Annotated in this window: 26 protein-coding genes; 14 read left to right on the plus strand and 12 right to left on the minus strand. The window is 72.4% G+C overall.

The features are described from left to right. Positions 1 to 13 precede the first annotated feature (13 nt). From NRK68_RS14995 to NRK68_RS15005, 3 genes are all read right to left on the minus strand, one after another. The gene (locus NRK68_RS14995) at positions 14 to 1,639 is read right to left on the minus strand and encodes an FG-GAP repeat domain-containing protein (RefSeq protein ID WP_257855976.1); all 1,626 of its coding nucleotides are present in this window, start codon (positions 1,637 to 1,639) and stop codon (positions 14 to 16) included. Positions 1,640 to 1,779: 140 nt separating this feature from the next. Continuing rightward, a complete protein-coding gene (locus NRK68_RS15000; RefSeq protein WP_257855977.1) occupies positions 1,780 to 4,242 on the minus strand; it encodes a cation-translocating P-type ATPase in 2,463 nt (820 codons plus the stop codon). A 488-nt stretch (positions 4,243 to 4,730) separates the two neighbouring features. Then, positions 4,731 to 5,024, minus strand: coding sequence for a DUF2530 domain-containing protein (locus tag NRK68_RS15005; protein WP_257855978.1), 294 nt, complete (start codon positions 5,022 to 5,024; stop codon positions 4,731 to 4,733). 139 nt (positions 5,025 to 5,163) lie between these two features. On the opposite strand from NRK68_RS15005, the gene NRK68_RS15010 reads away from it, so the two are divergent. Then, on the plus strand, positions 5,164 to 6,624 hold the full coding sequence (locus tag NRK68_RS15010) for an NCS2 family permease (RefSeq protein WP_257855979.1): 1,461 nt from the start codon (positions 5,164 to 5,166) through the stop codon (positions 6,622 to 6,624). Between the two features lie 17 nt (positions 6,625 to 6,641). On the opposite strand, the gene NRK68_RS15015 is transcribed toward NRK68_RS15010, so the two are convergent. Next, complete coding sequence (locus NRK68_RS15015; protein WP_183067875.1) at positions 6,642 to 6,824, minus strand: ribbon-helix-helix protein, CopG family; 183 nt, start codon at positions 6,822 to 6,824, stop codon at positions 6,642 to 6,644. Between the two features lie 130 nt (positions 6,825 to 6,954). On the opposite strand from NRK68_RS15015, the gene NRK68_RS15020 reads away from it, so the two are divergent. The 3 genes from NRK68_RS15020 (at position 6,955) to thpR (ending at position 9,533) form a co-directional block, all read left to right on the plus strand. After that, positions 6,955 to 7,392 (plus strand): MarR family winged helix-turn-helix transcriptional regulator, encoded by a 438-nt coding sequence (locus tag NRK68_RS15020; RefSeq protein ID WP_030662370.1) that lies wholly within the window; start codon positions 6,955 to 6,957, stop codon positions 7,390 to 7,392. 25 nt (positions 7,393 to 7,417) lie between these two features. Next, complete coding sequence (locus NRK68_RS15025; protein WP_373023546.1) at positions 7,418 to 8,815, plus strand: MFS transporter; 1,398 nt, start codon at positions 7,418 to 7,420, stop codon at positions 8,813 to 8,815. Between the two features lie 109 nt (positions 8,816 to 8,924). Beyond that, positions 8,925 to 9,533, plus strand: coding sequence for an RNA 2',3'-cyclic phosphodiesterase (thpR, locus tag NRK68_RS15030; RefSeq protein ID WP_257855981.1), 609 nt, complete (start codon positions 8,925 to 8,927; stop codon positions 9,531 to 9,533). A gap of 88 nt (positions 9,534 to 9,621) precedes the next feature. Here the strand turns inward: thpR and NRK68_RS15035 are convergent, their stop codons facing one another. The 4 genes from NRK68_RS15035 to NRK68_RS15050 form a co-directional block, all read right to left on the minus strand. After that, positions 9,622 to 11,175 carry a peptidoglycan DD-metalloendopeptidase family protein gene (locus NRK68_RS15035; protein ID WP_257855982.1) on the minus strand — a complete coding sequence of 518 codons (1,554 nt, stop codon included), beginning with the start codon at positions 11,173 to 11,175 and terminating at the stop codon, positions 9,622 to 9,624. An 87-nt stretch (positions 11,176 to 11,262) separates the two neighbouring features. After that, positions 11,263 to 12,696 (minus strand): C40 family peptidase, encoded by a 1,434-nt coding sequence (locus NRK68_RS15040; protein ID WP_257855983.1) that lies wholly within the window; start codon positions 12,694 to 12,696, stop codon positions 11,263 to 11,265. A gap of 220 nt (positions 12,697 to 12,916) precedes the next feature. Continuing rightward, positions 12,917 to 13,090 carry a hypothetical protein gene (locus NRK68_RS15045; RefSeq protein ID WP_183067879.1) on the minus strand — a complete coding sequence of 58 codons (174 nt, stop codon included), beginning with the start codon at positions 13,088 to 13,090 and terminating at the stop codon, positions 12,917 to 12,919. A gap of 319 nt (positions 13,091 to 13,409) precedes the next feature. Next, complete coding sequence (locus NRK68_RS15050) at positions 13,410 to 14,402, minus strand: helix-turn-helix transcriptional regulator (RefSeq protein ID WP_183067880.1); 993 nt, start codon at positions 14,400 to 14,402, stop codon at positions 13,410 to 13,412. 176 nt (positions 14,403 to 14,578) lie between these two features. On the opposite strand from NRK68_RS15050, the gene NRK68_RS15055 reads away from it, so the two are divergent. The 3 genes from NRK68_RS15055 to NRK68_RS15065 all read left to right on the plus strand — a co-directional run bounded on the left by NRK68_RS15055 (position 14,579) and on the right by NRK68_RS15065 (position 16,554). Beyond that, a complete protein-coding gene (locus NRK68_RS15055; protein WP_257855984.1) occupies positions 14,579 to 14,845 on the plus strand; it encodes a hypothetical protein in 267 nt (88 codons plus the stop codon). A 225-nt stretch (positions 14,846 to 15,070) separates the two neighbouring features. Beyond that, positions 15,071 to 15,235 carry a hypothetical protein gene (locus NRK68_RS15060; RefSeq protein WP_257855985.1) on the plus strand — a complete coding sequence of 55 codons (165 nt, stop codon included), beginning with the start codon at positions 15,071 to 15,073 and terminating at the stop codon, positions 15,233 to 15,235. 329 nt (positions 15,236 to 15,564) lie between these two features. Continuing rightward, positions 15,565 to 16,554 (plus strand): aldo/keto reductase, encoded by a 990-nt coding sequence (locus NRK68_RS15065; RefSeq protein ID WP_257855986.1) that lies wholly within the window; start codon positions 15,565 to 15,567, stop codon positions 16,552 to 16,554. A 91-nt stretch (positions 16,555 to 16,645) separates the two neighbouring features. Here the strand turns inward: NRK68_RS15065 and NRK68_RS15070 are convergent, their stop codons facing one another. Next, on the minus strand, positions 16,646 to 17,338 hold the full coding sequence (locus tag NRK68_RS15070; protein ID WP_257855987.1) for a GDSL-type esterase/lipase family protein: 693 nt from the start codon (positions 17,336 to 17,338) through the stop codon (positions 16,646 to 16,648). A gap of 76 nt (positions 17,339 to 17,414) precedes the next feature. Here NRK68_RS15070 and NRK68_RS15075 point away from each other — a divergent pair, with 76 nt between their 5' ends. Beyond that, a complete protein-coding gene (locus NRK68_RS15075; RefSeq protein ID WP_183067884.1) occupies positions 17,415 to 18,440 on the plus strand; it encodes a WD40 repeat domain-containing protein in 1,026 nt (341 codons plus the stop codon). Positions 18,441 to 18,546: 106 nt separating this feature from the next. Here NRK68_RS15075 and NRK68_RS15080 read toward each other — a convergent pair whose 3' ends face one another. Then, a complete protein-coding gene (locus NRK68_RS15080) occupies positions 18,547 to 19,470 on the minus strand; it encodes a DUF3027 domain-containing protein (protein ID WP_183067885.1) in 924 nt (307 codons plus the stop codon). A gap of 328 nt (positions 19,471 to 19,798) precedes the next feature. Between NRK68_RS15080 and NRK68_RS15085 the strand changes: the two genes are divergently transcribed. From NRK68_RS15085 to NRK68_RS15100, 4 genes are all read left to right on the plus strand, one after another. After that, positions 19,799 to 21,175, plus strand: a complete 1,377-nt coding sequence (locus NRK68_RS15085) for an MFS transporter (RefSeq protein ID WP_257855988.1) — start codon at positions 19,799 to 19,801, stop codon at positions 21,173 to 21,175. A gap of 386 nt (positions 21,176 to 21,561) precedes the next feature. Continuing rightward, positions 21,562 to 22,050, plus strand: a complete 489-nt coding sequence (locus tag NRK68_RS15090) for a DUF2771 domain-containing protein (protein WP_183067887.1) — start codon at positions 21,562 to 21,564, stop codon at positions 22,048 to 22,050. A gap of 13 nt (positions 22,051 to 22,063) precedes the next feature. Next, positions 22,064 to 22,807, plus strand: coding sequence for a futalosine hydrolase (locus tag NRK68_RS15095; protein WP_183067888.1), 744 nt, complete (start codon positions 22,064 to 22,066; stop codon positions 22,805 to 22,807). After that, positions 22,782 to 23,645 carry a 1,4-dihydroxy-6-naphtoate synthase gene (locus NRK68_RS15100; protein ID WP_257855989.1) on the plus strand — a complete coding sequence of 288 codons (864 nt, stop codon included), beginning with the start codon at positions 22,782 to 22,784 and terminating at the stop codon, positions 23,643 to 23,645. Before NRK68_RS15095 ends, NRK68_RS15100 begins: the two co-directional genes overlap by 26 nt. Before the next feature lie 117 nt (positions 23,646 to 23,762). On the opposite strand, the gene NRK68_RS36770 is transcribed toward NRK68_RS15100, so the two are convergent. Continuing rightward, positions 23,763 to 24,146 carry a cold-shock protein gene (locus NRK68_RS36770; RefSeq protein WP_030961842.1) on the minus strand — a complete coding sequence of 128 codons (384 nt, stop codon included), beginning with the start codon at positions 24,144 to 24,146 and terminating at the stop codon, positions 23,763 to 23,765. 178 nt (positions 24,147 to 24,324) lie between these two features. Between NRK68_RS36770 and NRK68_RS15110 the strand changes: the two genes are divergently transcribed. Continuing rightward, on the plus strand, positions 24,325 to 24,579 hold the full coding sequence (locus NRK68_RS15110; protein ID WP_030961844.1) for a hypothetical protein: 255 nt from the start codon (positions 24,325 to 24,327) through the stop codon (positions 24,577 to 24,579). Here NRK68_RS15110 and NRK68_RS15115 read toward each other — a convergent pair. Then, entirely contained in the window at positions 24,576 to 25,262 is a 687-nt protein-coding gene (locus NRK68_RS15115; protein ID WP_183067890.1) for an HAD family hydrolase, read from the minus strand. The two genes, NRK68_RS15110 and NRK68_RS15115, sit on opposite strands and share 4 nt — an antisense overlap. Before the next feature lie 121 nt (positions 25,263 to 25,383). Here NRK68_RS15115 and NRK68_RS15120 point away from each other — a divergent pair, with 121 nt between their 5' ends. Further along, positions 25,384 to 26,016 (plus strand): SigE family RNA polymerase sigma factor, encoded by a 633-nt coding sequence (locus NRK68_RS15120; protein ID WP_257855990.1) that lies wholly within the window; start codon positions 25,384 to 25,386, stop codon positions 26,014 to 26,016.

The following is a 26,016-nucleotide window of genomic DNA, read 5'->3' on the forward strand; positions in this document are numbered from 1 at the left end:
GCGTTCCTGCCGGTCAGGCGGCCGGGCCGAGGCCCGTCACCGTCGGGTACGGGGTGGTCGTCCCCGTACCCGGGAAGACGGTGACCTTGCCGGCGGCGTCCGCGGACCAGAGGTCCGGCAGGCCGTCTCCCGTGAGGTCGCCGTCGGAGCCGACGCGCGGGTGCGCGGCGGGGGCCAGGGTGGTCAGGACCGGCCCGGCGGCCGGGTCGGCGAAGGCGGAGAACACCGGGGCGTCCGGGGTGCCGGTGACGGAGAAGGCGCGGACGGCGCCGTCCTGCGGGGAGCGGGCCCACAGGGTGGGGAAGTCGCTTCCCTGGGCGCGGCCCGGGGTGAGCAGCTCGTGGCCGGCCCAGCGGGTGTCGTTGCCCGAGAGGAGCGTCGCCCGGTCGTCCAGATCGTTCGTGGATCCCCGTTCCGCCAGCCACAGGCGGCCGTTCTCCACGAACAGCACCGAGGTGTCCGGCAGGATGCCCCGGACGGCGCTGTCGCCCCTGGGCGAGCCGTAGGCCGCGATCTGCGTGACCTTCGACCAGTCGGGACCGAGACCGTGCTGCCCGCAGTCGATGGTCCGGCCCGCCGTGTCGCGGCAGGCCGTCGGCTTGCCGACCGTCATGGGCGCCTGCTCGGTGAACCGGCCGTCGCCTGCGTTCCGGTACAGGGAGAGGTAGCGGTTTCCCGGGGCGTGCGCCAGCAGGTCGTCGACCTGCTGGTATCCGAGGGTGCCCCGGTGGGTGTACTGGACGGCCGCCCAGCTCCCGCTCTCACCGGGAGCGGCCCCGGCGCGCGCGTTCGGGGCGGCCGACGGGTTCGAACCGGGCTTGCGCAGGTTGCCCTCGGCGTCCGGGACGAGCACGTCCGGCCTGCCGTCGGCGTCGATGTCGCCGAAGGAGGCGGGGGCGGTGCTCGGCTGCGCGTAGTAGTCCAGCCGGGCCGGCCGGGAGACGTTGCCCGCGTTGTCCATCGTCTGGAGGTGGACGGACTGGCTGCCCCACGTGGCGGGCTTGACCCTGATGTCGGCGGAGCCGTCGGCCAGGCGCACGACACGGGAGTCGGTCGCCCCGTCCGAGCAGCTCCAGCCGACGCTGAAGACGGGTGTGTCCTGCCAGCGGGCGCAGGCGATCTCCGAGCCGGTGTCGGTGCCCTTCAGCGTGAACGTCGCTTCCTCGCCCACCTTCTTGGGAGAACCGTCCGTGGTCACCTCGGCCGTCGGCGGGGTGTGGTCCACGCGGAAGTGGCACCAGGCCGTGTACGGGCCGGTCAGTTTCCCGTCGGTGGCGCGGGCGCGCCACGCGTACCGGCCGCCGTCCTTCAGCAGGTCGCGGGAGAGGACCGTGCTCGCCTCCGGATACGTGGACCAGGAGGTCGACTGCTCCGTCCGGCTGCCCCCGTACGAGGTGTCCCAGAGCTGGAATGCCGTCCGGAGCTGCGCACCGGACGGGGAGGTGGCGGTGACGCGGGTGGTGACGTCGTTCAGCCCGACCCAGCCGGCGCCGGAGCCGGAGTACGGGTCGGTGTAGCACTCGGAGGACAGGCCCTCGCCGGCGAAGCCGGGGGCCGGGCTGGTCCGGGGCGCCGTGACCGTTGGGGCCGCCGGGTCCGTGGCGGCCGCCGGCTGCGCGGCGGCCAGGCCGATCGCCACGGCCAGAGCCGCTGCCGGTAATGCGACGCGAACAGGTGCAGGTGTCATGTGCTGGTTCCCCCCTGGGAATCACGGCTGTGGATCAACCGAATCTCTCAGAAGGAACACGGGTTCGCACTGACAAGCGAACAACGAGCCAATCAGGCCGGGAACTTGCGGTCCACCCAGCGGAAGGTGAACTCGATGAGGGTCGCGGCGGCCGCCGCGACCGCCACCGCGGTCCACGGCAGGGTGGTTCCGACCAGCTTGAGCTGGAAGAAGTCCTGGAGCCACGGCACGATCAGGACGATCAGGAAGGCGCCGCCCATCGTGCCCACCAGGGCCACGCGCCACCACGTGTACGGGCGGGCGATGATCGCGAGGACCCACATCGAGGTCAGGAACAGCGTGAGCGTCGCCGCGCTGGTCTCCGCGGGCAGGGCTTCCGCGCCCGTGTAGTGGTGCCGGGCGATCAGGTACGTGACGAAGGTGGCCGTCGCCGCGATCACGCCGCCGGGGATCGCGTACCGCATCACCCGTTTCACGAAGTGCGGCTTCGCGCGTTCCTTGTTCGGGGCCAGGGCCAGGAAGAAGGCCGGGATGCCGATGGTGAGGGTGGACAGCAGGGTCAGGTGGCGCGGCAGGAAGGGGTACTCGACCTGTGAGCAGACCACCAGGATGGCCAGCAGGACGGAGTAGACCGTCTTGGTCAGGAAGAGGGTCGCCACGCGCGTGATGTTGCCGATGACCCGGCGGCCCTCGGCGACCACCGACGGGAGGGTGGAGAAGCTGTTGTTGAGGAGGACGATCTGCGCGACCGCGCGGGTGGCCTCCGAGCCGGAGCCCATCGAGACGCCGATGTCCGCGTCCTTGAGGGCGAGCACGTCGTTGACGCCGTCGCCGGTCATGGCGACGGTGTGGCCCTTGGACTGCAGGGCACCGACCATGTCCCGCTTCTGCTGCGGGGTCACGCGTCCGAAGACGGAGTTGCCGTCGAGGACCTCGGCCATCCCGGCCTGCTCGGTGGGCAGCCCCCGGGCGTCGACGGTGTTCTGCGCGCCGGGCAGGCCCAGCTTGCCGGCGACCGCGCCGACGGAGATCGCGTTGTCGCCGGAGATGACCTTCGCCCTGACGTTCTGGTCCTCGAAGTAGCGCAGTGTGTCGGCGGCGTCCGGGCGCAGCCGCTGCTCCAGGACGACCAGGGCGGTGGGCCGGACGCCGGTGGCGACGGCCTCGTCGTCCAGTTCGCGGGCGGAACGGGCGAGCAGCAGGACGCGCAGGCCCTGTTCGTTGAGGTCGTCGATCTCGTCGAGGGCGGGGTCCCCGGCGGGCAGCAGGACGTCGGGGGCGCCGAGCAGCCAGGTGTTGTTCTCACCGTCGCCCTCGCTGAAGCTGGCGCCGCTGTACTTGCGGGCGGAGGAGAAGGGCAGGGACTCGGTGCACCGCCACTCGGCGCTGTCGGGGTAGGCGTCGATGATCGCCTGGAGGCTGGCGTTGGGGCGCGGGTCGGACTCACCGAGGGCGCCGAGCACCTTCTTGACGTACGCGGGGTCCGCGCCGCCGAGCGGCCGCAGCTCGGTGACGTCCATGCCGCCCTCGGTGAGGGTGCCCGTCTTGTCGAGGCAGACCACGTCGACGCGGGCGAGGCCCTCGATGGCGGGCAGCTCCTGCACGAGGCACTGCTTGCGGCCGAGGCGGATGACGCCGATCGCGAAGGCCACGGAGGTGAGGAGGACGAGCCCCTCGGGGATCATCGGCACGATGCCGCCGACGGTGCGGGCGATGGCGTCGTCGAGGTTGTTCTCCTTGACGACGAGCTGGCTGATGATCAGGCCGATGGAGGTCGGGATCATCATCCACGTGACGTACTTGAGGATGGTGGAGATGCCGGAGCGCAGCTCGGAGTGGACAAGCGTGAAGCGGGAGGCCTCTTCGGCCAGCTGGGCGGCATAGGCCTCGCGCCCGACCTTGGTGGCGGTGAACGCGCCGCCACCGGCGACCACGAAGGAACCGGACATGACCTGGTCGCCGGGCTTCTTCAGGACGGGGTCGGCCTCGCCGGTGAGCAGGGACTCGTCGATCTCCAGGCCGTCGGCCTCGCCGACGGACCCGTCGACGACGACCTTGTCACCCGGGCCGAGTTCGATGACGTCGCCGAGGACGATCTCGGAGGTGGAGATCTCCGCGGTCCGGCCGTCGCGGCGGACGCTGGGTTTGGCCTCGCCGATGACGGCGAGGCCGTCGAGGGTCTTCTTCGCGCGCAGTTCCTGGATGATGCCGATGCCGGTGTTCGCGATGATCACGAAGCCGAAGAGGCTGTCCTGGATCGGTGCGACGCAGAGCATGATCACCCAGAGGATGCCGATGATGGCGTTGAAGCGGGTGAAGACGTTGCCGCGGATGATGTCGGTGGTGGACCGCGAGGAGCGCACCGGGACGTCGTTGACGTCACCGCGGGCGACACGTTCGGCGACCTCGGCGGTGGTCAGACCGCCCGGCTTGAAGCGGGGCGCCGGTGGCCGCACGGGGTGTACGGGGTCCAGCTCCGCCCCGGCGTCGATGGCCGTGCCGGGTCCGCCGCTCGGCTCCCGCCCGTCATGGTCGATCCTCGCCCGCTCCGTCATGCCTTCGACGGTAAGCGGGGTCGGATGGGTTCACCCGCCGAGGAGCCGGAAGAAGCGACTTGGGGATGACGGGAATCGTCCGCTGGTAGGAGGCGGTGCCGGCCCGCGTGCTTCGGCCGGGGCCGGGGGGCGGCTTCGGCCTGGCTGGGCCCGGCGCAGAGGCGGGAGCGGCTTCGGCCGAGGCCGGGGGGCGGTTTCGGCCCGGCCGGGCCCGGCGCGGAGGCGGGGCTCCAGCCCGACTGGGCCCGCGGGGTGCGGCGGCTTCGGGTGGTCCGGCCGCGGTGCGGGGAGCGGGCTTCGGGGCGGGGCGGGGCCACTCCGGGACGTCTCCTCGGCTCGCGAACCCTTCGCGGGACCGGCCCGCCGGGCAGCGGTGGGTTCGCTCGGCCTGCGGGGACGTCCCGGAGTGCCCCCACCCCTCGGGCGAGCCCGGCAGGAGCACCCTCGGACCGGCCGGGCGCGGGGGGACTTCGGTCCAGCAGGGGAGTCTAGGCCTCGGTGGCTCCGGCCGGACCCTGTTGGGCCTGCGCAGCAGCGGCGGCGGCGTGGCGTTTCAGGGCGGCTTCGCGGCCGCGTACGTACCAGATGCCGATCAGGCCGAGGAAGCCGCCGGCCGCGCAGGTCCAGACCCACCACAGCTGGCCGCGGTCGGCGAACCACCCGTAGAAGGGGAGCTGGACCACGAAGAGGGCGAACCACAGGATCGTGCCACCCGTGACCGTCGCGACGACGGGGCCCTCCAGGGGCTCGGGCGCCTCGTGCTTCGCAATCCATTTCGCCATGTCGCAAGTTTAAGCGGGTGCCGGAAGGACCCCCCGCATGGTCTACGCGCGGAGATGGACGGCCCTTCCCTGGTGTGTTCATACTGAAACGGTTTGGGCGCGGCCCATTTTCTTCGTATGAACCACCAATGAGGACCGTATGAGCACCCCGGCCCCCGCCCCCGCACCCGCCTCTCCGGAACCCGCCCCCAGGGAACCCTCCGGCGGGCTGGACCGCTTCTTCAAGATCTCTGAGCGCGGCTCGAGCGTCGCCCGCGAGGTCCGCGGCGGTTTCGCGACCTTCTTCGCCATGGCGTACATCATCGTGCTGAACCCGATCATCCTGGGCAGCGCGAAGGACATGTACGGGAACCAGCTCGACAGCGGCCAGCTCGTGACGGCCACCGTCCTGACGGCCGCCTTCACCACGCTCCTCATGGGCGTCATCGGCAACGTCCCCATCGCGCTCGCCGCCGGCCTCGGCGTGAACACCGTCGTGGCCCTCCAGCTCGCCCCGCGCATGAGCTGGCCCGATGCGATGGGCATGGTGGTCCTGGCCGGCTTCGTGGTGATGCTGCTGGTCGCCACCGGGCTGCGCGAGCGCGTCATGAACGCCGTCCCCGTGGGACTGCGCAAGGGCATCGCCATCGGTATCGGCCTGTTCATCATGCTGATCGGCCTGGTCGACTCCGGCTTCGTCTCCCGCATCCCGGACGCCGCGCACACCACGGTCCCGCTCCAGCTCGGCAGCGACGGTCACCTGCACGGCTGGCCCGTACTGATCTTCGCGGTCGGTACGCTGCTCACCCTCGCCCTGCTGATCCGCAAGGTCCCGGGCGCGATCCTGATCTCCATCGTGGCCATGACCCTGGTCGCGGTCGTCGTCCAGCTCATCGCCGACCTGCCCGACTCCGGCTGGGGCCTGACCGTCCCGGCCTGGCCCGGCAACCCGGTCGCCTCGCCGGACTTCGGGCTCGTCGGCCAGGTCAGCCTGTTCGGCGGCTTCGGCAAGGTCGGACTGCTGACCGGCATCCTGTTCGTCTTCACCGTGCTGCTGTCCTGCTTCTTCGACGCCATGGGCACGATCCTGGGCGTCGGCGACGAGGCCAAGCTGATCGACAGGAAGACCGGCGAGTTCCCCGGCATCAACCGGGTCCTGTTCATCGACGGCCTCGCCGTCGCATCCGGCGGCGCGACCTCCTCCTCGGCGACCACCTGCTTCGTGGAGTCCACCGCCGGTGTCGGCGAGGGTGCCCGTACGGGTCTGGCGAACGTCGTGACGGGCGGCCTCTTCGCCGTGGCGCTGTTCCTCACCCCGCTGGCCACCATGGTCCCGTCGCAGGCCGCCACGCCCGCGCTGGTCGCGGTGGGCTTCCTGATCCTGGCGGGATCGGTCAGGGACATCGACTGGAGCGACTTCACCATCGCCGTCCCGGCCTTCCTGGCCATGGTGATGATGCCCTTCACCTACTCGATCACCAACGGCATCGGCATCGGCTTCATCGCCTTCAGCGTGCTGCGCCTGGCGACCGGCCGGGGCCGCGAGGTCCCGACCGCCATGTACGTGGTGTCGGCGGTGTTCGTCTTCTACTACGCGATGCCCGCGCTCGGCCTCGGCTAGCCGGCTCCGCGGGCGGGCTACGTCAGCCCGTAGAACTTCTCCGTCTCGTCGACGGCCGCCTTGAAGCGTTCGTCGAAGTCGTCGCGAATGAGCGTCCGGACCACATAGTCCTGGACGCTCATTCCGCGTTTGGCGGCATGGATCCGGAGCCTCTCGAGGAGCTCCCCGTCTATGCGCATGCTCAGCACATGTGTCCCCATGCCGAAAGAGTCGGGGCAGAGGGGGCGCACGCGGGTCACTTTCGGCCGCGGACTCACCCGTACGAGTGACCCCCGCACGGCCGGAGAAATCCGGTGTTCTTTAGCGAGAGTAATGAGTTATTCTAAGTACATGCCCGACCTCTCCCATGGCGACGACGCTGCCGCCGTGAACGACCTCCGCTCCGCCGTCATGCGGCTGGGGCGGCGCCTGAAGCACCAGCGTGTCGACGAGTCGCTGAGCCCGACCGAGATGTCGGTCCTCGGCACCCTCGCCCGCTGCGGTCAGGCCACCCCCGGTGAGCTGGCACGGCGGGAGCACGTCCAGCCGCCGTCCATGACGCGCATCGTCGCGTTGCTGGAAGCCAAGGGACTGGTCACGCTGGAACCGCACCCCGACGACCGCCGCCAGAAGGTGGTCCGCCAGACGGAGGAGGCCGAAGCGATGCTCGAAGAGAGCCGCCGCAAGCGCAACGCCTTCCTGGCCGGGCTCGCGGCAGAGCTGACCGAGGACGAATGGGCCAAGCTGCGCGCGGCCGCACCCGTCCTGGAGAAGCTCGCGCACCTGTAGGAACGACGCCAGGAGGCGAACGCTTTTGAGTACGGGAAACGGAGCAGACTCCGCACCCGGCCACATATCCACCCCCACTACCGCCGCGCGACCCGCGGCACACGCGGCACCTGCGGCACCCGCCGCACCCGCCGCACCCGCGAGCAGGAACCGCGGGATGTTCAGCTCGCTGCGGATCCGCAACTACCGGCTCTTCGCGACCGGGCAGGTCGTCTCGAACACCGGCACCTGGATGCAGCGCATCGCCCAGGACTGGCTGGTCCTCTCACTGACCGGCTCCGCCTCCGCCGTCGGCATCACCATCGCCCTGCAGTTCCTGCCGATGCTGGTGTTCGGCCTCTACGGAGGCGTACTCGCCGACCGGCTGCCCAAGCGGCCCCTGCTCCTCGCCACCCAGAGCGCGATGGGCCTGACCGGCATCGCGCTCGCCGCCCTCACCCTGGCCGGACACGTCCAGGTCTGGCACGTCTACCTCGCGGCCCTCCTCCTCGGCCTGATCACCGTCGTGGACAACCCGGCCCGGCAGACGTTCGTCCCCGAGATGGTCGGCAAGGACCAGGTCGCCAACGCCGTCAGCCTCAACTCGGCCAACTTCCAGTCCGCGCGGCTGGTCGGTCCGGCGATCGCAGGCGTGCTGATCACCGCCGTCGGCTCCGGCTGGGCCTTCCTGCTCAACGGCCTGTCCTTCGCCGCGCCCATCGCCGGCCTGCTGATGATGCGGACGAAGGAACTGCACCCCGCCCCGCCCCGGCCCCGCGCCAAGGGACAGCTGCGCGAAGGACTGCGCTACGTCGCCGGCCGGCCCGAGCTGGTCTGGCCGATCGTCCTCGTCGGCTTCATCGGCACCTTCGGCTTCAACTTCCCGATCTGGCTGTCGGCCTTCGTGAGCGACGTCTTCCACGGCGACGCGGGCACCTACGGACTCTTCAACACCCTGATCGCGGCCGGCTCCCTCGCGGGTGCCCTGCTCGCGGCCCGGCGCGGACACTCCCGCCTGCGGCTGCTGGTGGCCGCGGCCGTGCTGTTCTCCGTACTGCTGCTCGTGACGGCCTTCGCCCCCGGCTTCTGGCTGTTCGCCGCGCTGCTCGTGCCCCTCGGCGTCTTCGGCCTGACGGTCAACGTCACCGCCAACTCCAGCGTGCAGATGGCCACCGACCCCGAGATGCGCGGCCGGGTCATGGCGCTGTTCATGATGGTCTTCACCGGCGGCACCCCGCTGGGCGCCCCGCTGCTCGGCTGGATCACGGACACCTACGGGGCGCGCATCGGCATGGCCTCGGGCGCCCTGATCTCGCTCGCCGCGTCCGTGGCCATCGGCGTCGTCCTGGCCCGTGTCGGCAACCTCCGGCTGCGGGTCGGCCGCCACGGCGTGGCGTTCGTCCCGGCCGTGCCGCACCGCCGCGAACTGGTGACGGTCGCCTGAGGGCTGTGCCTCCGGCAGACGCCGACGGGGCCGGATCGCCCTCCGCGCCATCCGGCCCCGCCCGGCGGAGCCTCTTCGGCCGGCGGCGTGCAGGGCATACGCTCACCGCATGAGACTGTTCGCCGCCGTTCTGCCGCCCGAGGAGGCCGTAGCCGAGCTGCGGGAAGCCGTACGGCCGCTCCGCGACGACCGGCTCACCTGGACCGCAGAAGGCGGCTGGCACTTCACGCTCGCCTTCATGGGTGAGGTCCGCGACGACGCGCTCCCCGAGCTGCACGCCCGGCTGGAGCGGGCCGCCGACCGTACGGAGCCGTTCGGGCTGCGCCTGCACGGCTGCGGTCACTTCGGCGACCGCGCCCTGTGGGCCGGCGCCGCCGGGGACCTCGACACCATGCGGCTGCTCGCCGACCGGGCCGACGCCGCCGCGCGGCGGGCCGGGATCCCGATGGAGCAGCACCACCGGTACACCCCGCACCTCACCCTGGCCCGCAACCACGCGCAGGGGCACGGCCACGGCCACGGCCACCGGCAGGGGCACGGCCACGAGCGCGCCGCCACGCCCCTGCGCCCGTACCTGGACGCCCTCGCCGGCTTCGAGGGCACGCCCTGGCAGGTGGACACGCTCAGCCTGGTCCGCAGCCACCTGCCCGTGAGCGGGGTGCCGGGTGAACAGCCCCGCTACGAGACCGTGCGCGCCTGGCCGCTGAGAACGCCGTGAGGCGGCCCGTCCTGCAGGGACGGGCCGCCTCACGTGTCTTCGTCTCAGGTGTTCACCGCAGGCTGCTCAACCGCCGCTCGGCCGCCGCTTACCAGCCGCCGACACCGATCTCCTTGCGGGCGCCCAGGCCGCCCGAGCCGGTGCCCGGGTAGAGGTAGAGCTTGCCGGTGGAGTTCTGGACCGCGATCAGGTCGTCCGACAGCTGCGAGTTCAGCAGGTCGCCGCCGATCAGGTCGGACATGCCGTTCCAGCCGCCCGAGCCGATCAGGATGCGCGGGCTCAGGTAGCCCTTGTCACCGGGGTACATGAACAGCTTGCCCGTGGACTTCTCCACCGCGACCAGGTCCTGGCGGCCGCTGTTGTTGAGGTCCATGCCGGTCAGGTTCGACATGCCGTTCCAGCCGCCGGAGCCGATCTCCTTGCGGGCGTTCAGACCGGTGCCATTGCCCGGGTAGAGGTACAGCTTGCCGGTGGACTTCTCGACGGCCGCCAGGTCGGCGATCTTGTCGCCGTTGAGGTTGAGGGCGGTCAGGCTGGACATGCCGTTCCAGCCGCCCGAACCGATCAGGACGCGGCTGCCGCCGGAGGAGATCGTCGAGTTGTCGGCGCCCTTGTAGAGCCACAGCTTGCCGGTGGACTCCTCGACCGCGACGATGTCGTCCTTGCCGTCGCCGGTGAAGTCGCCGCCGGTCAGGTTGGACATGCCGTTCCAGCCGCCCGAGCCGATCAGGACGCGGTTGCCGCCGGAGGCGATGGTGCCGTTGGAGGCGCCCTTGTAGAGCCACAGCTTGCCGGTGGACGCCTCCACCGCGGCGACGTCGACCACGTTGTCGCCGTTGAGGTCGGCCGAGGCCAGGTCGACCATGCCGGAGGAGGCGGTACCTCCGTCACCGGGGCCCTCGGGCTTCGGCTCCGGAGCCTTGGTCTCGCAGTTCTTGCTGGTCAGCGACTTGGACCAGGAGCCGGAGCCGCCGAAGGCGGTGCCGTTGAAGACCGTGCGCTGGTCGACCAGGTCGTGGCGCTGCTCGTAGTGCAGGTGGGCGCCGGAGGAGTTGCCGGTGCTGCCGACGATGCCGATCTGCTGTCCGGCCTTGACCGTGGCACCGGTGGAGGTGTTGAAGCCGTTGAGGTGGGCGTAGACGGTGGACCAGCCGCCGCCGTGGTTGATGACCACGTACTTGCCGTAGCTGGAGCCGCCCAGGTCCCGCACCTTGGACACGACGCCGTCGGCGCTCGCCACGACCGGGGAGTTGAGGGTCGAGCCGCCCTGCGTCCAGTCGATCGCGTTGGCGGTGGGGCTGTGATAGGTGCGGGAGGCGCCCTGCCAGGTCTCGCCGCACTTGAACGGCATCTGGAAGTCCGGGCGGTCGTCGCCGGCGGTGGCCGCCATGGCCATCATCTGCGGGCCCTCGGGCAGGCCGAGGTCGGCCGCCGTCAGCTCGGTCATGTCGCCGTGCGGGTCCTCCGGACCGCCGTCGGCGTTCGCACCGCCGGCGGAGAGGGCGACCGCGGCGACGGTGGCGCAGACGAGGCCGGTGGCGATGCGGACCCGGCGGGACATCAGACGGGAGAAGGAGGAGGGGGTGGAGGCGGCGGAGGCGGTGGCGGAGGTGGTGGCGGAGGCGGTGGTCTCAACAGCCATGGGAATGCTTCCAAACCGGCACGAGGGTGCCAAAAAGAGTGTCAGGGAAGGGGAGTTGCGAAAGGAGAGCGGGGAGATGCGCCGTGGCTACCAGCCGCCGGAGCCGATCTCCTTGCGCGCCCCCAGACCCGTGCCGGTGCCCGGGTAGAGGTAGAGCTTTCCGGTGGCCTTCTCGACGCCGACGAGGTCGTCGTTCGCGTTCGAGGTGAAGTCGCCGCCGATGAGGTCGTTCATGCCGTTCCAGCCGCCCGAGCCGATCTCGGTGCGGGCGCCCAGGCCGGTGCCGTTGCTCTTGTAGAGGAAGAGCTTGCCCGTCGAGGTCTCCGCCCCGACGACGTCGGTCCTGCCGTCGTTGTCGACGTCCATGCCGACCAGGTCGTGCAGGCTCTTCCAGCCGCCGGACCCGATCAGTACGCGGCTGCTGCCGCCGCCGATCGACCCGGTGCCGTTGCCCTTGTAGAGCCACAGCTTGCCCGTCGTCTCCTCGACGGCGGCGACGTCGGCCTTGCCGTCGCCGTTGAAGTCGCCGCCCATGAGCTCGGTCATGCCGTTCCAGCCGCCGGAGCCGATCTCCTTGCGGGAGGAGAGACCGCTGCCGGTGCCCGGGTAGAGGTACAGCTTTCCGCTGGCCTCCTCGACCGCGACGATGTCGTCCTTGCGGTCGCCGTTGTAGTCGCCGGCGGCCAGGTCGGCCATGCCGTTCCAGCCGCCGCTGCCTATCTCCACGCGGTTGCCGCCGGAGGCGATGGTGCCGTTGGAGGCGCCCTTGTAGAGCCACAGCTTGCCGGTCGAGGCCTCGACGCCGACCACGTCGTCCACGGAGTCGCCGTTGATGTTGGCCGCGACGAGGTCGGTCATGCCGGGCTTGGGCGCCGGCGGGGTGGTCACGTCGTCGACGATGTTCTTGTAGCGGACGGGCGCATAGGGGCCGTAGCCCGGGTAGTACGGGTAGTCGTAGACACGGTGGTGGACACCGCTGGGCGTGAAGTCGAAGCCCCAGTACTGCGTGCGGTCGGAGTTGGCCCACTTCTCGAAGAGGACGACGTGTCCGGAGGCGCCCGGGTCGTCGTCCAGGAGGGCGTCGCCCGGCTTCAGTTCGGACTTGGTGATCGACTCGGTCACGCCGCGGGAGGCGAAGCTGTTGGTGGCCGGCTGGAAGTCCAGGTCCCAGGCCATCGACACGTAGCCGGAACAGTCCGTGCGGTATCCGTTGTGACGGCCGCCGCTGCTGTAGCCCAGGCCGATACCGACCCAGCTCTTGGCCCGGGCGATGACCGAACTGCGGGTGATCTGTGTGGAGGTCGCCGCGGCGAAGCTCGTCGCCCGGAACTCCCCGTCGACCGCTTCCTCCTCGCCCTGGCCGGGGCTGCCGTAGTCGGGGTTCGTGGGGGTTTCGGCGGTGACGGCGGCCGGTGCGGCGACCGCCGCGGAGTCGACGGCGACCACGGTGCCGGCGGCGACGGCTCCGGCTATCAGTGCGGCGACGGCCGCGTGGCGGGTTCTGGGCAGGTGTCGGGACATGGCTGTGCTCCGGTTCTGGCGGGTCAGGAGGTCTGGAGGCCGGGAGCGAGGGCTCGACCGGCGGTCGTACGAGGCGCGGTGTGCGCGGTGTGCGCGGGGTGCGCGGTGTGCGCGGGGTGCGCGGTGCGGCGGACGGACAGCTGTCCTGCAGGTACAGCGGTCCTGGGGGCCTGCGGGTCGTGCGGGGTGCTGCGAAGGGTGCGGGTGCGGCGCGGCGCGCCTAGCGGGAGCCAGTCACCGCGGTGAGCGGGGTGAGCGGGGTGCCCGCCGGGCCGGCCGTTCCGGTCGCCGGGGCCGGGTGGGCCGGGGCGTGGGCGGAGGCCATCGGTGCGACGGAGGTGATGCCGAGGGTGAGGGCGACGACCGCGGTGGCCCTGAGGAGTCCAGTACGCATGGGGAGCTTCGTCCTTCCGAAACGAAATGATCTGGTGGCTTGAACCCATCGCCCCAGGACGTCCCGCGGTGGCGTCCGTTGAAGGGTTTTCAGGGCCTTCGGTGCTCGTCCCCGGGGGGCTGCCCCGCTGACAAGCAATAGATTCGCCGCTGCCCGGGCCGGGCGGAAGAGAGATCGACTGGCCCGAACGGGCCATGGCCGGACCTGTCCACGATGGCCTGATCCGGCCCCTCCGTCCGCCTCCCCACCCGCACATGCGAAAGCCGCCCGGCGGGACCACTCTCGTGATCCCGCCGGGCGGCTTCGGTACCGGCAGAACCTAGGCGCGCGCGGGCAGCCAGCCCTCCTGAACGGCCCGGACCCCGGCCTCGAAGCGGCTGCGGGCGCCGAGCCGCTCCATCAGCTCGTTGGCGATGCGCCGGGCCGTACGCGAGGAGACACCCAGCCGCTTGGCTATCGCGTCGTCCGTATGCCCCTCGGCCAACAGCCTTACGGCGGCCGTCTGTTGCGCGGTCAGGCCGTCCGGCCCGAGGACCGCCACCTCCGCCAGCGGCTGCGCCGCCGCCCACGTCGACTCGAAGAGCGCGCAGAGGGCGACCAGCATGCCGTGCCCGGTCAGGACGACCGCGCCCGCCGCGGAGTCGTCGCTCACCGGGATCAGCGCCGTCCTGCGGTCCACGATGAGCATCCGCGTCGGGAGCGACGCCACCGTGCGGACCTGACCGCCGAGCTCCGTGAGCCAGTTGGCGTGCTCGACAGAAGGCCGGCTGTTGCGCACGCTGTCCAGGTAGAGGGTGCGCATACGGACGCCGCGTTCGAGCAGCGTCCTGTTCAGCGGGCGCGACGCGGCCAGGGCCGTCTCGCTCAGCGTGGCGTCCGGCGAGAACGCCAGAAGCTCTTCCTTCGTCTCCCGGGTCAGCGCCACCAGCCGGTCGCGGACCGCGTCGAGGCCGATGAGCTGCTCCACGCCCGGATGCCGGGCGGCCGGCCGCAGCTCCGAGTACTCCGAGATCAGCCGGGCCGCGGCGGCCCGGGACGCCTCCAGCCGCTGCTGCTGCGCGGCGAGTTCCGCCTGCCCCCGGGCCATCAGGATCTCCATCCCGATGTCCGGGGAGACGGCGCGCAGCCGCCCGCTGTCGTCTGCGGAGGGCTGGACCAGGGCCAGCTCGCTCAGCAGGTCCAGGGCCTCGCGTACGTCGCCCTCGCCGATCCCCACGGCGTCGGCGAGCGCGGCGACGCCCGACCCGGGTTCCATGAGCATGGCGCGGTAGACGGCTTCGGCTCTCGCATCGAGGCCCAGTTCGGTCAACATGTGCTTCCCCCCACCCCGTTGGCACTTCAACAAGAAGATCATCTCAAAGAAGCCCCGCCTGGCCCGATGTGTCCAGGGCCACAAACGGCCAGCCGGATCGGTGTCCCGGACCGGTCCGGCGGGGCGACCGTGGAGGCATGTATCTCGTCCATGCCCGTCTGCGGACGGTCCCTCCGGTGGAAGTGCCCGATGACCTGCGCGAGGCCGCCCGTGCCGGGCTGCGCCCCCGGGACCGGGTGGAGCACCTGGCCGTGCACCCCCAGTCCGCGGAGCACTTCACCCTCGGCTTCTACCTGCTCTCGCAATCCCTGGAGGAGGCGGAGCAGCACGCCGAGTCGGTCTGCCGCCGCCTGCTCGGCGCGCGGGTGCTGCCGACCGCGCGGCTGCTGGACGTCGGCGTCCCCCTGCTGCCGATGGCCCTGCTGGAGCAGCGGAGCGGCTGACTGCGCCGGGCGGCGACCGGGACGGTTCGGGCCAGGCCCCTGTCCTTGTCCGTGTCCTCATCCGTCCACGGACGGTTTGGGCCAGCCGATATCTCTTCACCCCCCGCTGAGCTGCGGCTTAGCTATGTCTCACCGGAAAGGGACAGCGCCACCGCGGGGTGCGGGACCGACCGGGAAGCCACCGACACGCCGCCTCGCGGCACCTCCGAAGGGACACCGGACACCATGAACACCACCCGCATCGTCAAGGCCGCCGCGGTCGTCGCCCTCGCCCTCGTCCTCGGCGCCCCGGCCGTCGCCTCCGCGGCCCCGGCCGTCGCCTCCGCGGCCCCGGTCTCCGCCGCGAAGCCCCCGGTCGCCGCCCAGAACGGTGACATGAGCTGGCAGTGACCGCCCGGCCACGGCCGGCAGCGCACCCACCACGGCACAGCCCCTGCGTCCATGATGCGGGGGCTGCCGCGTTACGCTCGACGGGTGGATCCCAAGACCAGAAACCGTGTGATGGCCGGCGTGCTCGTGCTGATGTTCCTCGTCGTCGCCGTGGCGGCCGCCACCGGCCAGTAGCCCCCTTCGGCGGCGCCGGGCGGCGCCCACCGGCCGAAAGCCTCCGCCGAGTCCTCGTACGCCCGCACCTGCGCACGCCCCGCGCCGTTCCGGGGGGCGAGCGGGGCACGGGCCGCTCTTGCCTGGAGTGGACTCGAAGCAGTTGGCTGGGGTCCATGAAGTACACGCAGCTCGGACGCACCGGACTCAAGGTCAGCCGACTCGTCCTCGGCACGATGAACTTCGGTCCTCAGACAGATGAACCGACCAGCCACGGCATCCTGGACTCGGCCCTCGACGCGGGCCTGAACTTCGTGGATACCGCCAATGTGTACGGATGGGGGGAGAACAAGGGCCGCACCGAGGAGATCATCGGCACCTGGTTCGCGCAGGGCGGCGGCCGGCGTGAGAAGACGGTGCTGGCCACCAAGGTCTACGCTTCGATGTCCCGCGAGGGGGACACCTGGCCCAACGAGGACCGGCTGTCGGCTCTGAACATCCGGCGGGCCGTCGACGCCAGCCTCAAGCGCCTGCAGACCGACCACATCGACCTCTACCAGTTCCACCACGTGGACCGCCGGACCCCCTTCGAGGAGATCTGGCAGGCCGTGGATGTACTCATCCAGCAGGGCAAGATCCTCTACGCGGGCTCTTCCAACTTCCCCGGCTACAAGATCGCCCAGGCCAACGAGACGGCCGCCCGGCGCGGGATGCTGGGCCTGGTCAGCGAGCAGTGCCTCTACAACCTCGCGGAGCGGCGCGCCGAGATGGAGGTCATCCCGGCGGCCCAGGACTACGGCCTCGGCGTCATCCCGTGGTCCCCGCTGCACGGCGGGCTGCTGGGCGGCGTCATCAGGAAGGAGGCCGTCGACGGACGGCGGGCCTCCGGGCGGTCGGCGGACGCCCTCGCGAACAGCACGGTGCGCGCGCAGGTGCAGGCGTACGAGGACCTGCTCGACAAGCACGGCCTGGAGCCGGGCGAGGCCGCCCTGGCCTGGCTGCTCACCCGGCCGGGAGTGACGGGCCCCATCGTCGGCCCGCGCACCGCCGAGCAGCTGGAGAGCGCCCTGCGGGCGCTGGAACTGGAGCTGAGCGAAGAGGTACTGGCCGGACTGGACGAAATCTTCCCCGGCCCGGGACCGTCCCCGGAGGCCTTCGCCTGGTGATCGGGTGGAGCCGCGTGCTGCCGAGGCTGGCCGTCGGCCCCGGCAGCACGCCCGGCTCGGACCGCCGGCCCCCGGGCGACGACCGGGCGTGTCACGGGTCCCGGGCCGGGCGGTAGGGGGCCCCGATGCCCCAGGCCTGGTGGAGGACCGCCGCGAACTCCCCCGCCAGCCGGTGCTCGCCGGAGGCGTTGGGGTGGGTGCCGTCGTAGGTGTCGTGGTGGATGTCGTACGAGGCCGGGCGGGCGGCCAGCAGGATCGGCGAGGCGTCCGTGGTGAGGTCGGCCACGGCCTTCGCGAGGAGCTCGTTGAAGCGGGTCACCTCGGCCGCGAAGGGGGCGTCCTCCTCGGCCCGGCTGTTCGCGATGACCGGCAGCAGCACCATCCGGACACCGGGACGGGCGGCACGGGCCCCCGCTATGAAGCGGCGGACGTTGTCGGCGGTCTGCTCGGCGTCGGTGTAGAAGCCGAGGTCGATCAGGCCCAGGGAGACCAGCAGGACGTCGGGGCGGTGCGCGGCCACGGTCTCGCCCATGACGGGGGCCATGTGCTGCCAGCCCTCGCCCCAGCCGGCCAGGTGGCGGCGGGCGTGCTCCGGGAAACCCGGGTCGGCGTAGTCGTGGCTGACGGGCGCGTCGGCGGTGGTGTCGTAGACCTCGCAGCGCGGCCCGACGATCCGGTAGGGGCCGCCGAAGGTCGAGTCGAGGTGCTGCCACATCCGGTAGCGCCAGGTGTAGTCGCCGGCGCGTCCGATGGTCATGGAGTCGCCGACGAACATGAAACGCATCCGGTCATCATCGCGGATCACGCGACAGAAACCCCTGTGACGCCGGACACGCGGCCGCTCCTGGCAGGCTGGGAGGATGCGCCTGTCCCCGCCGTCCGCCGCCGCCCTCGCGAGCGCCGCCGCCACCGCCCTCACCGCCGCCGCTGTCGTCGTCGCCGTACTGCCGGGTGCGGCGTCCGCCGCGCAGTCCCCCGGGGCGTCCTCGTTCACCATCTCCGATCCGAGGATCAAGGAGTCGAGCGGGCTGGCGGCCAGCCGCATCCATCCGGGGGTCTACTGGACGCACAACGACAGCGAGGACGGCCCGTACGTCTACGCGGTGGACTCGGCAACCGGCAACACGGTGGCCAGGGTGACGCTGACGGGCATCGGCAGGCCGCGCGACGTCGAGGCGGTCTCGCTGGGCCCGGACGGGCAGCTCTACGTGGGGGACATCGGCGACAACCGCGGCGGCACCTGGGACCACGTATGGATCTACCGCTTCCAGGAGCCGAAGCAACTGGGTGATGTCACCGTCAAGGCAACGCAGTTCACGGTGCGGTACGAGGACGGGCCGCGCGACGCCGAGTCCCTGATGGTGCATCCGGTGACGGGACGGGTCTACATCGCGAGCAAGCACGAGAGCAGGGGCGGCCTGTACGAGGGTCCCGCGGAGCTGTCGGCGGGCGGGGCCAACGTGTTCCGGCGGGTCGCCGACGTCCCGTGGGTGACGGACGGGGCGTTCTCCCCGGACGGGAACCGGCTGGCCCTGCGCGGCTACTTCACCGCCCGGACGTACCCGTGGAAGGACGGCCGGCCGCAGGGCGAGGGCGAGCGGGTCGACGCGCCGTGGCAGGGGCAGGCCGAGTCGGTGACGTACACGGCGGACGGCGGGACGCTCATGTTCGGCTCGGAGGGCGCGAACAGCCGGGTCGTCGCGGTCCCGGCGGCCGCGGCCGCCACGCCCGCCGGTCCGGCCTCGCCGCAGCCGGGGTCCCCGCCGGACGCGGCGACCGCGCCGGAGCCGACGGGCAGCTTCGGCAAGGGCGCCCTGGTCCTGGCGGCCGCCCTGGCCCTGACCTTCGGCGCAAAGCGCCTCTTCCGCCGCCGCGCACGGGACTGACGCCGCGCGCGGCGCGGAGCGGCCCGTACGGGTGCCCGGGTGTCGGCAGGGCCGGGCACCGACGGAGCCGGGCGCCAGGGCGCCGGGGCGCCCCGGGTATCGGGGGTTACGAGTGACCGAGGTCCAGGTCCGCGGGCTGGACCTCCGGGGTCGGGGCGGAGCCCGTGTCGGAGGTCGGACGCAGGACGAACTCGTCCGCGGCCATCGAGTCCAGGACCGGCGGGGCCGGCCGCAGCGGCGCCGGCATGACCGCGGCCTCGGAGTGGCCGCCGCAGCCGTAGGACAGCGACACCAGACGGCCGTCGGCCGGACTGAACTCGTTCGCGCAGACACCGAAGGCCTGGCCGAGCGAGCCGCCGATGGCGACGAGGAAGCCGCAGGACACACACGACGCGGGGGCGGCCTGCGCCATCGGGGTCTTCGCGCCGAAGGACTCGTCCCAGCGGTCGGCCGCCGTGTGCAGCCCGTACCGGGAGAGCACGCGCGCCCGGCGCATGCCGAGTTCCTCGGCGACCGACGTGATGGAGCCGCGCGCGGGCACCGTCACACGGTCGGTGACGTCGGCGTCCTCCGCCTCGACCAGTTCGGCCATCTCGGTGGAGACCACGGAGTTCGGCGGCGGGGCGTCCTCGCCCGACCAGCCCGGCTCCAGCCGCAGGTCGTCGGCCTCGGTGGGCAGCAGGTCGCCCGGGCCCATGTCGCCGGGGCGCAGCCGCTCGCTCCACGGCACCCACTCGGGGGCCAGCAGGGCGTCGTCGCCGGGGAGCAGCACCGTTTCGTCGAGGGTGACGTTCTTGGCGCGGGAGGCGCGGGCGACGGTGACGGCCCAGCGCCAGCCGCGGTATCCCGGTTCCTTGGACTCGAAGAAGTGGGTGACGACGCGGTCGCCCTCCGCCACGGCGGAGACGTGGGCGCCCACCACGCCGGGGAAAGCTGCCTCCTCGGCGGCCGCGCGGGCGAGTTCCACCGCCTCGACGCACAGGCGGTCGGGGGTACGCGGGGTACGGCTTCGCGTCGTCGCAGCACTCACTGGTCTCGTTCTCTCCTACGCCGTCTCACGTGTGCGCCGTCCGTACTGTCGTCCACAACGACCCGGTGGTGCTGTCCGTACGAGGAGCGGGCGGAGCGGACCAGAGGGCCGCGTCGACGTCCGCACCCGATCGGACTCCGGGCGCACCTCACTGCGATCCATTCTGCGGGATCACGAAGAGGCGCGCGGCCAGGAGCAACCGCCGGTGGCGCGCTACGCACGCTACCTCCTCTTAAGCCCTGGGCACACATGCAAGGTCCGATTCGCGGACAAGCCGCCGGTTCCGCGACGCGCCGGGAGGCGCCCCGCGGGGGCCGGGTGGGGCACTATGTCGAGTGTGGCACCCGTACGGTCGTCCGACGACGGCTCGGGACCGGCCAGGCGGGCCGGCCGGGCCGTCGGGCGTGCGTTGCACCGTCCGATCACCGGTCCGGCCAAGGGCATCCGGCGGGCCACGCACGCGCACGGGGCCGGCGAGTCGGGCCTGGGCAAGCTGATCGAGCTGCACGCGATCAACGGCGCGGGCGACATGATGATCACGGTGGCGCTGGCGTCGACGGTGTTCTTCTCCGTGCCGACGGACGAGGCGCGGGGCCGGGTGGCCCTGTACCTGGCGATCACGATGGCGCCGTTCACGGTGCTGGCCCCGGTGATCGGTCCGCTGCTGGACCGGCTGCCGCACGGGCGGCGGGCCTCGATGGCGGCGGCGATGCTGGCGCGGGCGGTCCTCGCGCTGCTGATGTCGGCCGTGGTGGCCACGGGGGGTCTGCAGCTGTATCCGGAGGCGCTGGGCGTACTGGTGGCGTCCAAGTCGTACGGGGTGGTGCGCAGTGCGGTGGTGCCCCGGCTGCTGCCGCCGAAATTCTCACTCGTCAAGGCGAACTCCCGGGTCACACTGGCCGGTCTGCTGGCGACGGGCGCGGCGGCGCCGGTGGCCGCCGGGCTGAACTCGATCGGGCCGCAGTGGCCGCTGTACGGGGCGTGCGTCATCTTCGTGGGCGGGACCTTCGCCGCGTTCACGCTGCCGCACAAGGTGGACGACGCGAAGGGTGAGCGGCGGGCGCGGCTGTCGACGCACGAGGCGCACTCGAAGCGGCCGGGGCTGCGGACGGTGAGCCGCAGCGTGCTGTGCGGGCTGCTGGCGAACGCGTCGATGCGCGCCCTGTCCGGGTTCCTGATCTTCTTCCTGGCGTTCCTGCTGCGGGAGCATCCCCTGGCGGGGCAGAGCGCGGCGGTGTCGCTGGGCATCGTGGGCGTGTCGGCGGGCGTGGGCAACGCGTGCGGTACGGCGGTGGGGGCGTGGCTGCGGGCGCGGGCGCCGGAGGCGATCGTCGCGGCGGTGCTGTGCGTGACGCTCGGGGTGGCCGTGCTGGCGGCCGTCCTCTACAGCGGGGTGTTCGTGGCCGTGCTGGCCGCGACGGCGGGGTTCTGCCAGGCGCTGGCGAAGCTGTCGCTGGACGCGATGATCCAGCGGGACGTGCCGGAGGCGGTACGGACGTCCGCGTTCGCCCGTTCGGAGACGCTGCTGCAGGTGGCGTGGGTGCTGGGCGGGGCGATCGGCATCGTGCTGCCGCTGAACGGCGTCCTGGGCATGTCGGTGGCGGCGGCGATCGTCGCGCTGGGCGCGGTGATGGCCGTCCGCGGCGCCCTGTCGGCCCCCCGCCACCACCCCCAGCAGCGCCCCTCCCGCCCCCGGGTCGCCTGACCCCGACTCCCGCCACCCACTCCAGCCCCGCCGGCACCACCTCAGCCCCGCCGGCACCATCTCAGCCCCGCCGGCGTTTGAGGCGCGGGGGCCCGGGGCGGAGCCCCGCTCTTTTCAGCCCCGCCGGCGTTTGAGGCGCGGGGGCCCGGGGGCAGCGCCCCCGCAACGGCGCCGCACCCGACAACGCACGGCCACCCCCGGCGGGAGCCGAACCGCGCCGCACCCGACAACGCACGGCCACCCCCGGCGGGAGCCGAACCGCGCCGCGCCCACACCCGTCCAGCCACCCCCGCGGGAGCCCCCGGCGGGAGCCAGTGGCGGGAGCCACGCCGGTCCGCGGTACCCCATGCAGCGGCGCAGCCCAGGGGCCCGATAGCCTTCGGCTCATGACCGCACCGCTTTTCTCGGGTAGGGCCCGCCGCAGCGTCGCGGCCCTCGGAGCCGTGTCCGCCGGCCTCCTCCTCCTCTCCGCCTGCGACAAGCCGACCCCGCTCGCGACCGTGACGGTCGGCAGCTCGTCGGTGTCCGCCGAGGCCTCTTGCCACAACGACGGCAAGGAGCTCTCCATGGACGAGGTCCAGGAGTGCCTCACGAACCTGAAGAACCCCAAGACCATCGAGTACGGCCGCGGCGACACGCTGCGCCTCGGCGTCGAGCCGGAGGTCGTCGAGGACGGCAAGCGCTGGTCGGCGGTACTCGACGGCCAGCCGATCACCGAGCCCTCGTCGAGCACCTACCGCAGCTTCCCGCACGCCGACGTCTTCGCGACGGGCGGCCAGGGCGAGGCGCCCACCTCGAAGAAGCTGGCCATCCTGCAGATCGGCGAGGACGGCAAGCCGATCGCCGTCTGGTCCTTCAACCTCAAGCTCAAGTAACCGGACGACACCGGTGCGCGCGCTCGTCGTGACGGCGGTGGGGGCGGAGTCGGACTCCGTCCTCGCCGGTCTGACCCCTCATCCGGACAGTCCCGGTCCTGAGCCGCGCACACTCCCCGGCGGATACCTCATCACCCGCCGGGACCTGCCGGGCATCGCCTTCGACGTGCTCGTCGGCGGCGTCGGCCCGGCGGCGGCCGCCGCCGGCACCGCCACGGCGCTGGCCCTCGCCGAAAACCCCTACGGGCTGGTCGTCGGCGCAGGCATCGGCGGCGGGTTCGTGCCCGCCGCCCCGGTCGGCTCCCTCGTGGTCGCGGACGCGATCGTCGCGGCCGACCTGGGGGCGCAGACCCCCGACGGGTTCGTCGACGTGGCCTCACTGGGCTTCGGACGCAGTGTGCACCTGCCGCCCGCCGAGCTGGCCGCCCGGGCCGCGGAGGCGACCGGGGCGCTGCTGGCGCCCGTACTGACCGTCTCCACCGTGACCGGTACCGCCGACGGGGCGGCCGCGCTCGCGGCCCGGCACCCGATGGCCGGGGCCGAGGCCATGGAGGGCTTCGGGGTCGCGGAGGCCGCCGCCGCGCACGGGCTGCCCGTACTGGAGATCCGTGCCGTGTCCAACGCCGTGGGCCCGCGCGACCGTGCCGCCTGGCGGATCGGGGACGCGCTGACGGCGCTCGCCGAGGGCTTCCGGGTGCTGGGGCCCGTACTCGCGAACTGGGGAGAACGCCATGAGCAACACCGTGGGCAACGGTGACCCGCTGAGGATCGCCTACTCGCCCTGCCCGAACGACACGTTCGTCTTCGACGCGTGGGCGCACGGCCGGGTGCCCGGCGCGCCCGCCCTGGACGTCACCTTCGCGGACATCGACATCACCAACGGCATGGCCGAGCGCGGCGAGCTGGACGTGCTGAAGGTGTCGTACGCGGTGCTGCCGTGGGTGCTGGAGGAGTACGCGCTGCTGCCGTGCGGCGGGGCCCTGGGGCGCGGCTGCGGCCCGCTGGTGCTGACGGCGGAGCCGGGCCTGGACCTGGCGGGGAAGACGGTCGCGGTGCCGAGCGAACGGTCCACCGCCTACCTGCTGTTCCGGCTGTGGGCGGCGGACGTGCTGCCGGACGGCGTCGGCAAGGTGGTCGTGCTGCCGTTCCACGAGATCATGCCGGCGGTCCGCGACGGCCGGGTGGACGCCGGACTGGTCATCCACGAGGCCCGGTTCACCTATCAGGACTACGGGCTGCACTGCCTGGCCGACATGGGCGAGCACTGGGAGTCCACGACGGGCCTGCCGATCCCGCTCGGCGCGATCATCGCCAAGCGCTCGCTGGGCGCGGAGCGGCTGCGCGAGCTGGCCGAGTCGGCGCGCACCTCGGTCCGGATGGCCTGGGACGACCCGCAGGCCTCCCGGCCGTACGTCCGCGCGCACGCGCAGGAGCTGGACCCGGCCGTCGCCGACCAGCACATCGGGCTGTACGTCAACGAGTTCACGGCGGACCTGGGCGACTCCGGCTACGCGGCGGTGCGCGGGCTGCTGACGCGGGCCGCGGCCGAGGGGCTGGTACCGGCCATCGCGCCGGGCGCGCTCGCCTTCCCGTAACGCCTCCCGCGGCGGCCGCGGGCCGTGCACGGCCGCGGGCCGTGCACGGCCGCGGGCCGTGCACGGCCGCGCCCCGTCCCTCGCGGGAGGGACGGGGCGCGGGTGTGCGTACGCGGGTCAGACGTCGAGCTGGTCGGCCACCGCGCGCAGCAGTCCGGCGATCTTCGTGCCGTGCGTCTTGTCGGGGTAGCGGCCGCGCTCCAGCATCGGGGTGATGTTCTCCAGCAGGGTGGTGAGGTCCTGCACGATCGAGGCGAGCTCGTCGGGCTTGCGGCGCTGGGCGGCCGCGACGGACGGCGCCGGGTCCAGGACGGTCACCGAAAGTGCCTGGTCACCGCGCTGTCCGGCGACGACGCCGAACTCGACTCGCTGACCGGGCTTGAGGGCATCGACCCCGGCAGGGAGTACCGACGAGTGGACGAAGACGTCGCCGCCGTCGTCGCGGGAGAGAAAGCCGAAGCCCTTCTCACTGTTGAACCACTTGACCTTGCCGGTAGGCACGTCCGTCCTCTGTCCTTGTGCTCGTCGGGGGTCCGAAGGGCCGCGAACGGCTCCGGACAACAGCGCAGCGGGCCATGTGTGACCCGCCACCTCAAGGCTAATGGTCGGGGGCCGGGTGACAAGACGTTCCCCGGTCCTTCACGGTCGGCTGCTTCGGCCAGGGAACTACCCTGGTGAGGTGACTGTTACTCCTCACTCCGACGAAGCGCGGCCCGGCGACGGACTGGTCAGGGCCGGCGGCATCGTGTTCATCGCCGGGGCCGTGGCCACGCTGGCCACGATGGCCCCGCTGTTCCTCGACATCGACCCGTTCCCGTCGTACGCGTGGGCCGTGTGCATGCTGATGGGCGTCGGCTTCGCGATCTCCGCCGCGGGCGTGCTGCGCTCGGCGGCGGCCCAGCGCAGGGCGGCCCGCGCCTCCCAGGGGGCCTAGGCGGACACTTCCTGGGCCTCCGAGGCGGCGGGCTGCTGTGCGGGGCCGGGCTGTGCGGGGCCGGGCTGTGCGGCGACGTACTGGGCGAGCCACTCGGGCAGCGCGGTGAGGTCCGGCAGGACCACGTCGGCGCCCGCCTCGCGCAGTTCCGGCTCGGGGCAGGGCCCGGTGGGGACCGCGACGGACAGCGCGCCGGCGGTGCGGGCGCCGCGTACGTCGCCGGTGTGGTCGCCGACGTAGACCTGTGCCCCGTGCTCGCGCAGCGCACCCGCCTTGGCCTCCGCCCACAGCCAGCCGATGACGGCGTCCGGCTCGATGCCGAGGTGCGCCAGGTGCAGGCGGGCGTTGGGCTCGTGCTTGGCGGTGACGACGATCGCGCGGCCGCCCATCGCCTGCACGGCGGCCACGGCCTCGCGGGCGCCGGGCATCGCGGGGGTCGGCTCGATGGCGTGGTCGGGGTAGATGGCCCGGTAGCGGTCCGCCATGGCCGCGATCTCGGCCTCCGGGAACCAGCGCGCGAGCTCCTCCTCCAGCGGGGGCCCCAGACGGGTGACCGCGGCGTCGGCGTCGATGTACGTACCCGTCTCGGCCGACAGTGCCCGGTAGGCGGCCCGGATGCCCGGGCGGGAGTCGATGAGGGTCATGTCGAGGTCGAAGCCGACGGTGAGGTTCATGGGGCCCATTGTGCCGAGGCGGGCGGACGGCGGTGAACGGTGTGACGAACCTCCCCGGAACTCGTGTTCAACCTTTTCGGCGCGGCGGCGCTCAGGACAGGGATGACGGACACGATGAAGGGGAGGGCGGATGCCACCAGGCGCCGAACACCACGCGGTACGGGATTTCGGGCCCGCGTACGGGAGCACGTACGGGCCCGGGAACGGCCACGCGGACGGGCAGGACGCGGCCGAGCGGGACGCGGCGACCGGCGTCCTCGACTTCGAGACGTTCGCCCGGGCCGCCCAGCGGGGGCTGTACCGGACGGCGTACCTGCTGTGCGGGAACGCCGAGGGCGCACGCGACCTGACCCAGACGACGCTCGCCAAGCTGTTCCAGCACTGGCGGCGCGTGGCCGCCGCCGACAACCCGCAGGCGTACGCCAGGACCGTGCTGACCCGCACCTTCCTCGCCGAGCGGCGCCGGCGGCTGCGGGACCTGCTGGCCCACCGGCGGGCCGACCCGCCGCCGGCCCCGCACCACGCCGACCTGCGCGTCACTCTGCTCGCCGCGCTCGCCGAGCTGCCACCGCGGGCCCGCGCCATGGTCGTGCTGCGCTACTGGGAGGACCTGAGCGTCGAGACGGTCGCGGAACTGCTGCGGTGCAGCGAGGGAACGGTCAAGAGCCAGTGCTCGCGCGCGCTGGCGAAGCTGCGCGTGCGACTGGGCGACGCCCACGTCTACGCCACCGACTACGCGGCCGACCACACCACCGAGAGCTGA

This window comes from Streptomyces yangpuensis (genome assembly GCF_024666385.1).
In the GTDB taxonomy this organism is placed as follows: Bacteria; Actinomycetota; Actinomycetes; order Streptomycetales; family Streptomycetaceae; genus Streptomyces; species Streptomyces yangpuensis.

Coding starts and splice junctions, on each gene's coding strand:
- NRK68_RS15035 (WP_257855982.1), bottom strand. CDS start 11,175: ATGGCTGTTGAGACCACCGCCTCCGCCACCACCTCCGCCACCGCCTCC.
- NRK68_RS15120 (WP_257855990.1), top strand. CDS start 25,384: ATGCCACCAGGCGCCGAACACCACGCGGTACGGGATTTCGGGCCCGCG.
- NRK68_RS15010 (WP_257855979.1), top strand. CDS start 5,164: ATGAGCACCCCGGCCCCCGCCCCCGCACCCGCCTCTCCGGAACCCGCC.
- NRK68_RS15015 (WP_183067875.1), bottom strand. CDS start 6,824: ATGGGGACACATGTGCTGAGCATGCGCATAGACGGGGAGCTCCTCGAG.
- NRK68_RS15070 (WP_257855987.1), bottom strand. CDS start 17,338: ATGCGTTTCATGTTCGTCGGCGACTCCATGACCATCGGACGCGCCGGC.
- NRK68_RS15060 (WP_257855985.1), top strand. CDS start 15,071: ATGAACACCACCCGCATCGTCAAGGCCGCCGCGGTCGTCGCCCTCGCC.
- NRK68_RS15040 (WP_257855983.1), bottom strand. CDS start 12,696: ATGTCCCGACACCTGCCCAGAACCCGCCACGCGGCCGTCGCCGCACTG.
- NRK68_RS15000 (WP_257855977.1), bottom strand. CDS start 4,242: ATGACGGAGCGGGCGAGGATCGACCATGACGGGCGGGAGCCGAGCGGC.
- NRK68_RS15090 (WP_183067887.1), top strand. CDS start 21,562: ATGACCGCACCGCTTTTCTCGGGTAGGGCCCGCCGCAGCGTCGCGGCC.
- NRK68_RS15050 (WP_183067880.1), bottom strand. CDS start 14,402: ATGTTGACCGAACTGGGCCTCGATGCGAGAGCCGAAGCCGTCTACCGC.
- NRK68_RS15100 (WP_257855989.1), top strand. CDS start 22,782: ATGAGCAACACCGTGGGCAACGGTGACCCGCTGAGGATCGCCTACTCG.
- NRK68_RS15115 (WP_183067890.1), bottom strand. CDS start 25,262: ATGGGCCCCATGAACCTCACCGTCGGCTTCGACCTCGACATGACCCTC.
- NRK68_RS15045 (WP_183067879.1), bottom strand. CDS start 13,090: ATGCGTACTGGACTCCTCAGGGCCACCGCGGTCGTCGCCCTCACCCTC.
- NRK68_RS15065 (WP_257855986.1), top strand. CDS start 15,565: ATGAAGTACACGCAGCTCGGACGCACCGGACTCAAGGTCAGCCGACTC.
- NRK68_RS15005 (WP_257855978.1), bottom strand. CDS start 5,024: ATGGCGAAATGGATTGCGAAGCACGAGGCGCCCGAGCCCCTGGAGGGC.
- NRK68_RS15085 (WP_257855988.1), top strand. CDS start 19,799: ATGTCGAGTGTGGCACCCGTACGGTCGTCCGACGACGGCTCGGGACCG.
- NRK68_RS15020 (WP_030662370.1), top strand. CDS start 6,955: ATGCCCGACCTCTCCCATGGCGACGACGCTGCCGCCGTGAACGACCTC.
- thpR (WP_257855981.1), top strand. CDS start 8,925: ATGAGACTGTTCGCCGCCGTTCTGCCGCCCGAGGAGGCCGTAGCCGAG.
- NRK68_RS15075 (WP_183067884.1), top strand. CDS start 17,415: ATGCGCCTGTCCCCGCCGTCCGCCGCCGCCCTCGCGAGCGCCGCCGCC.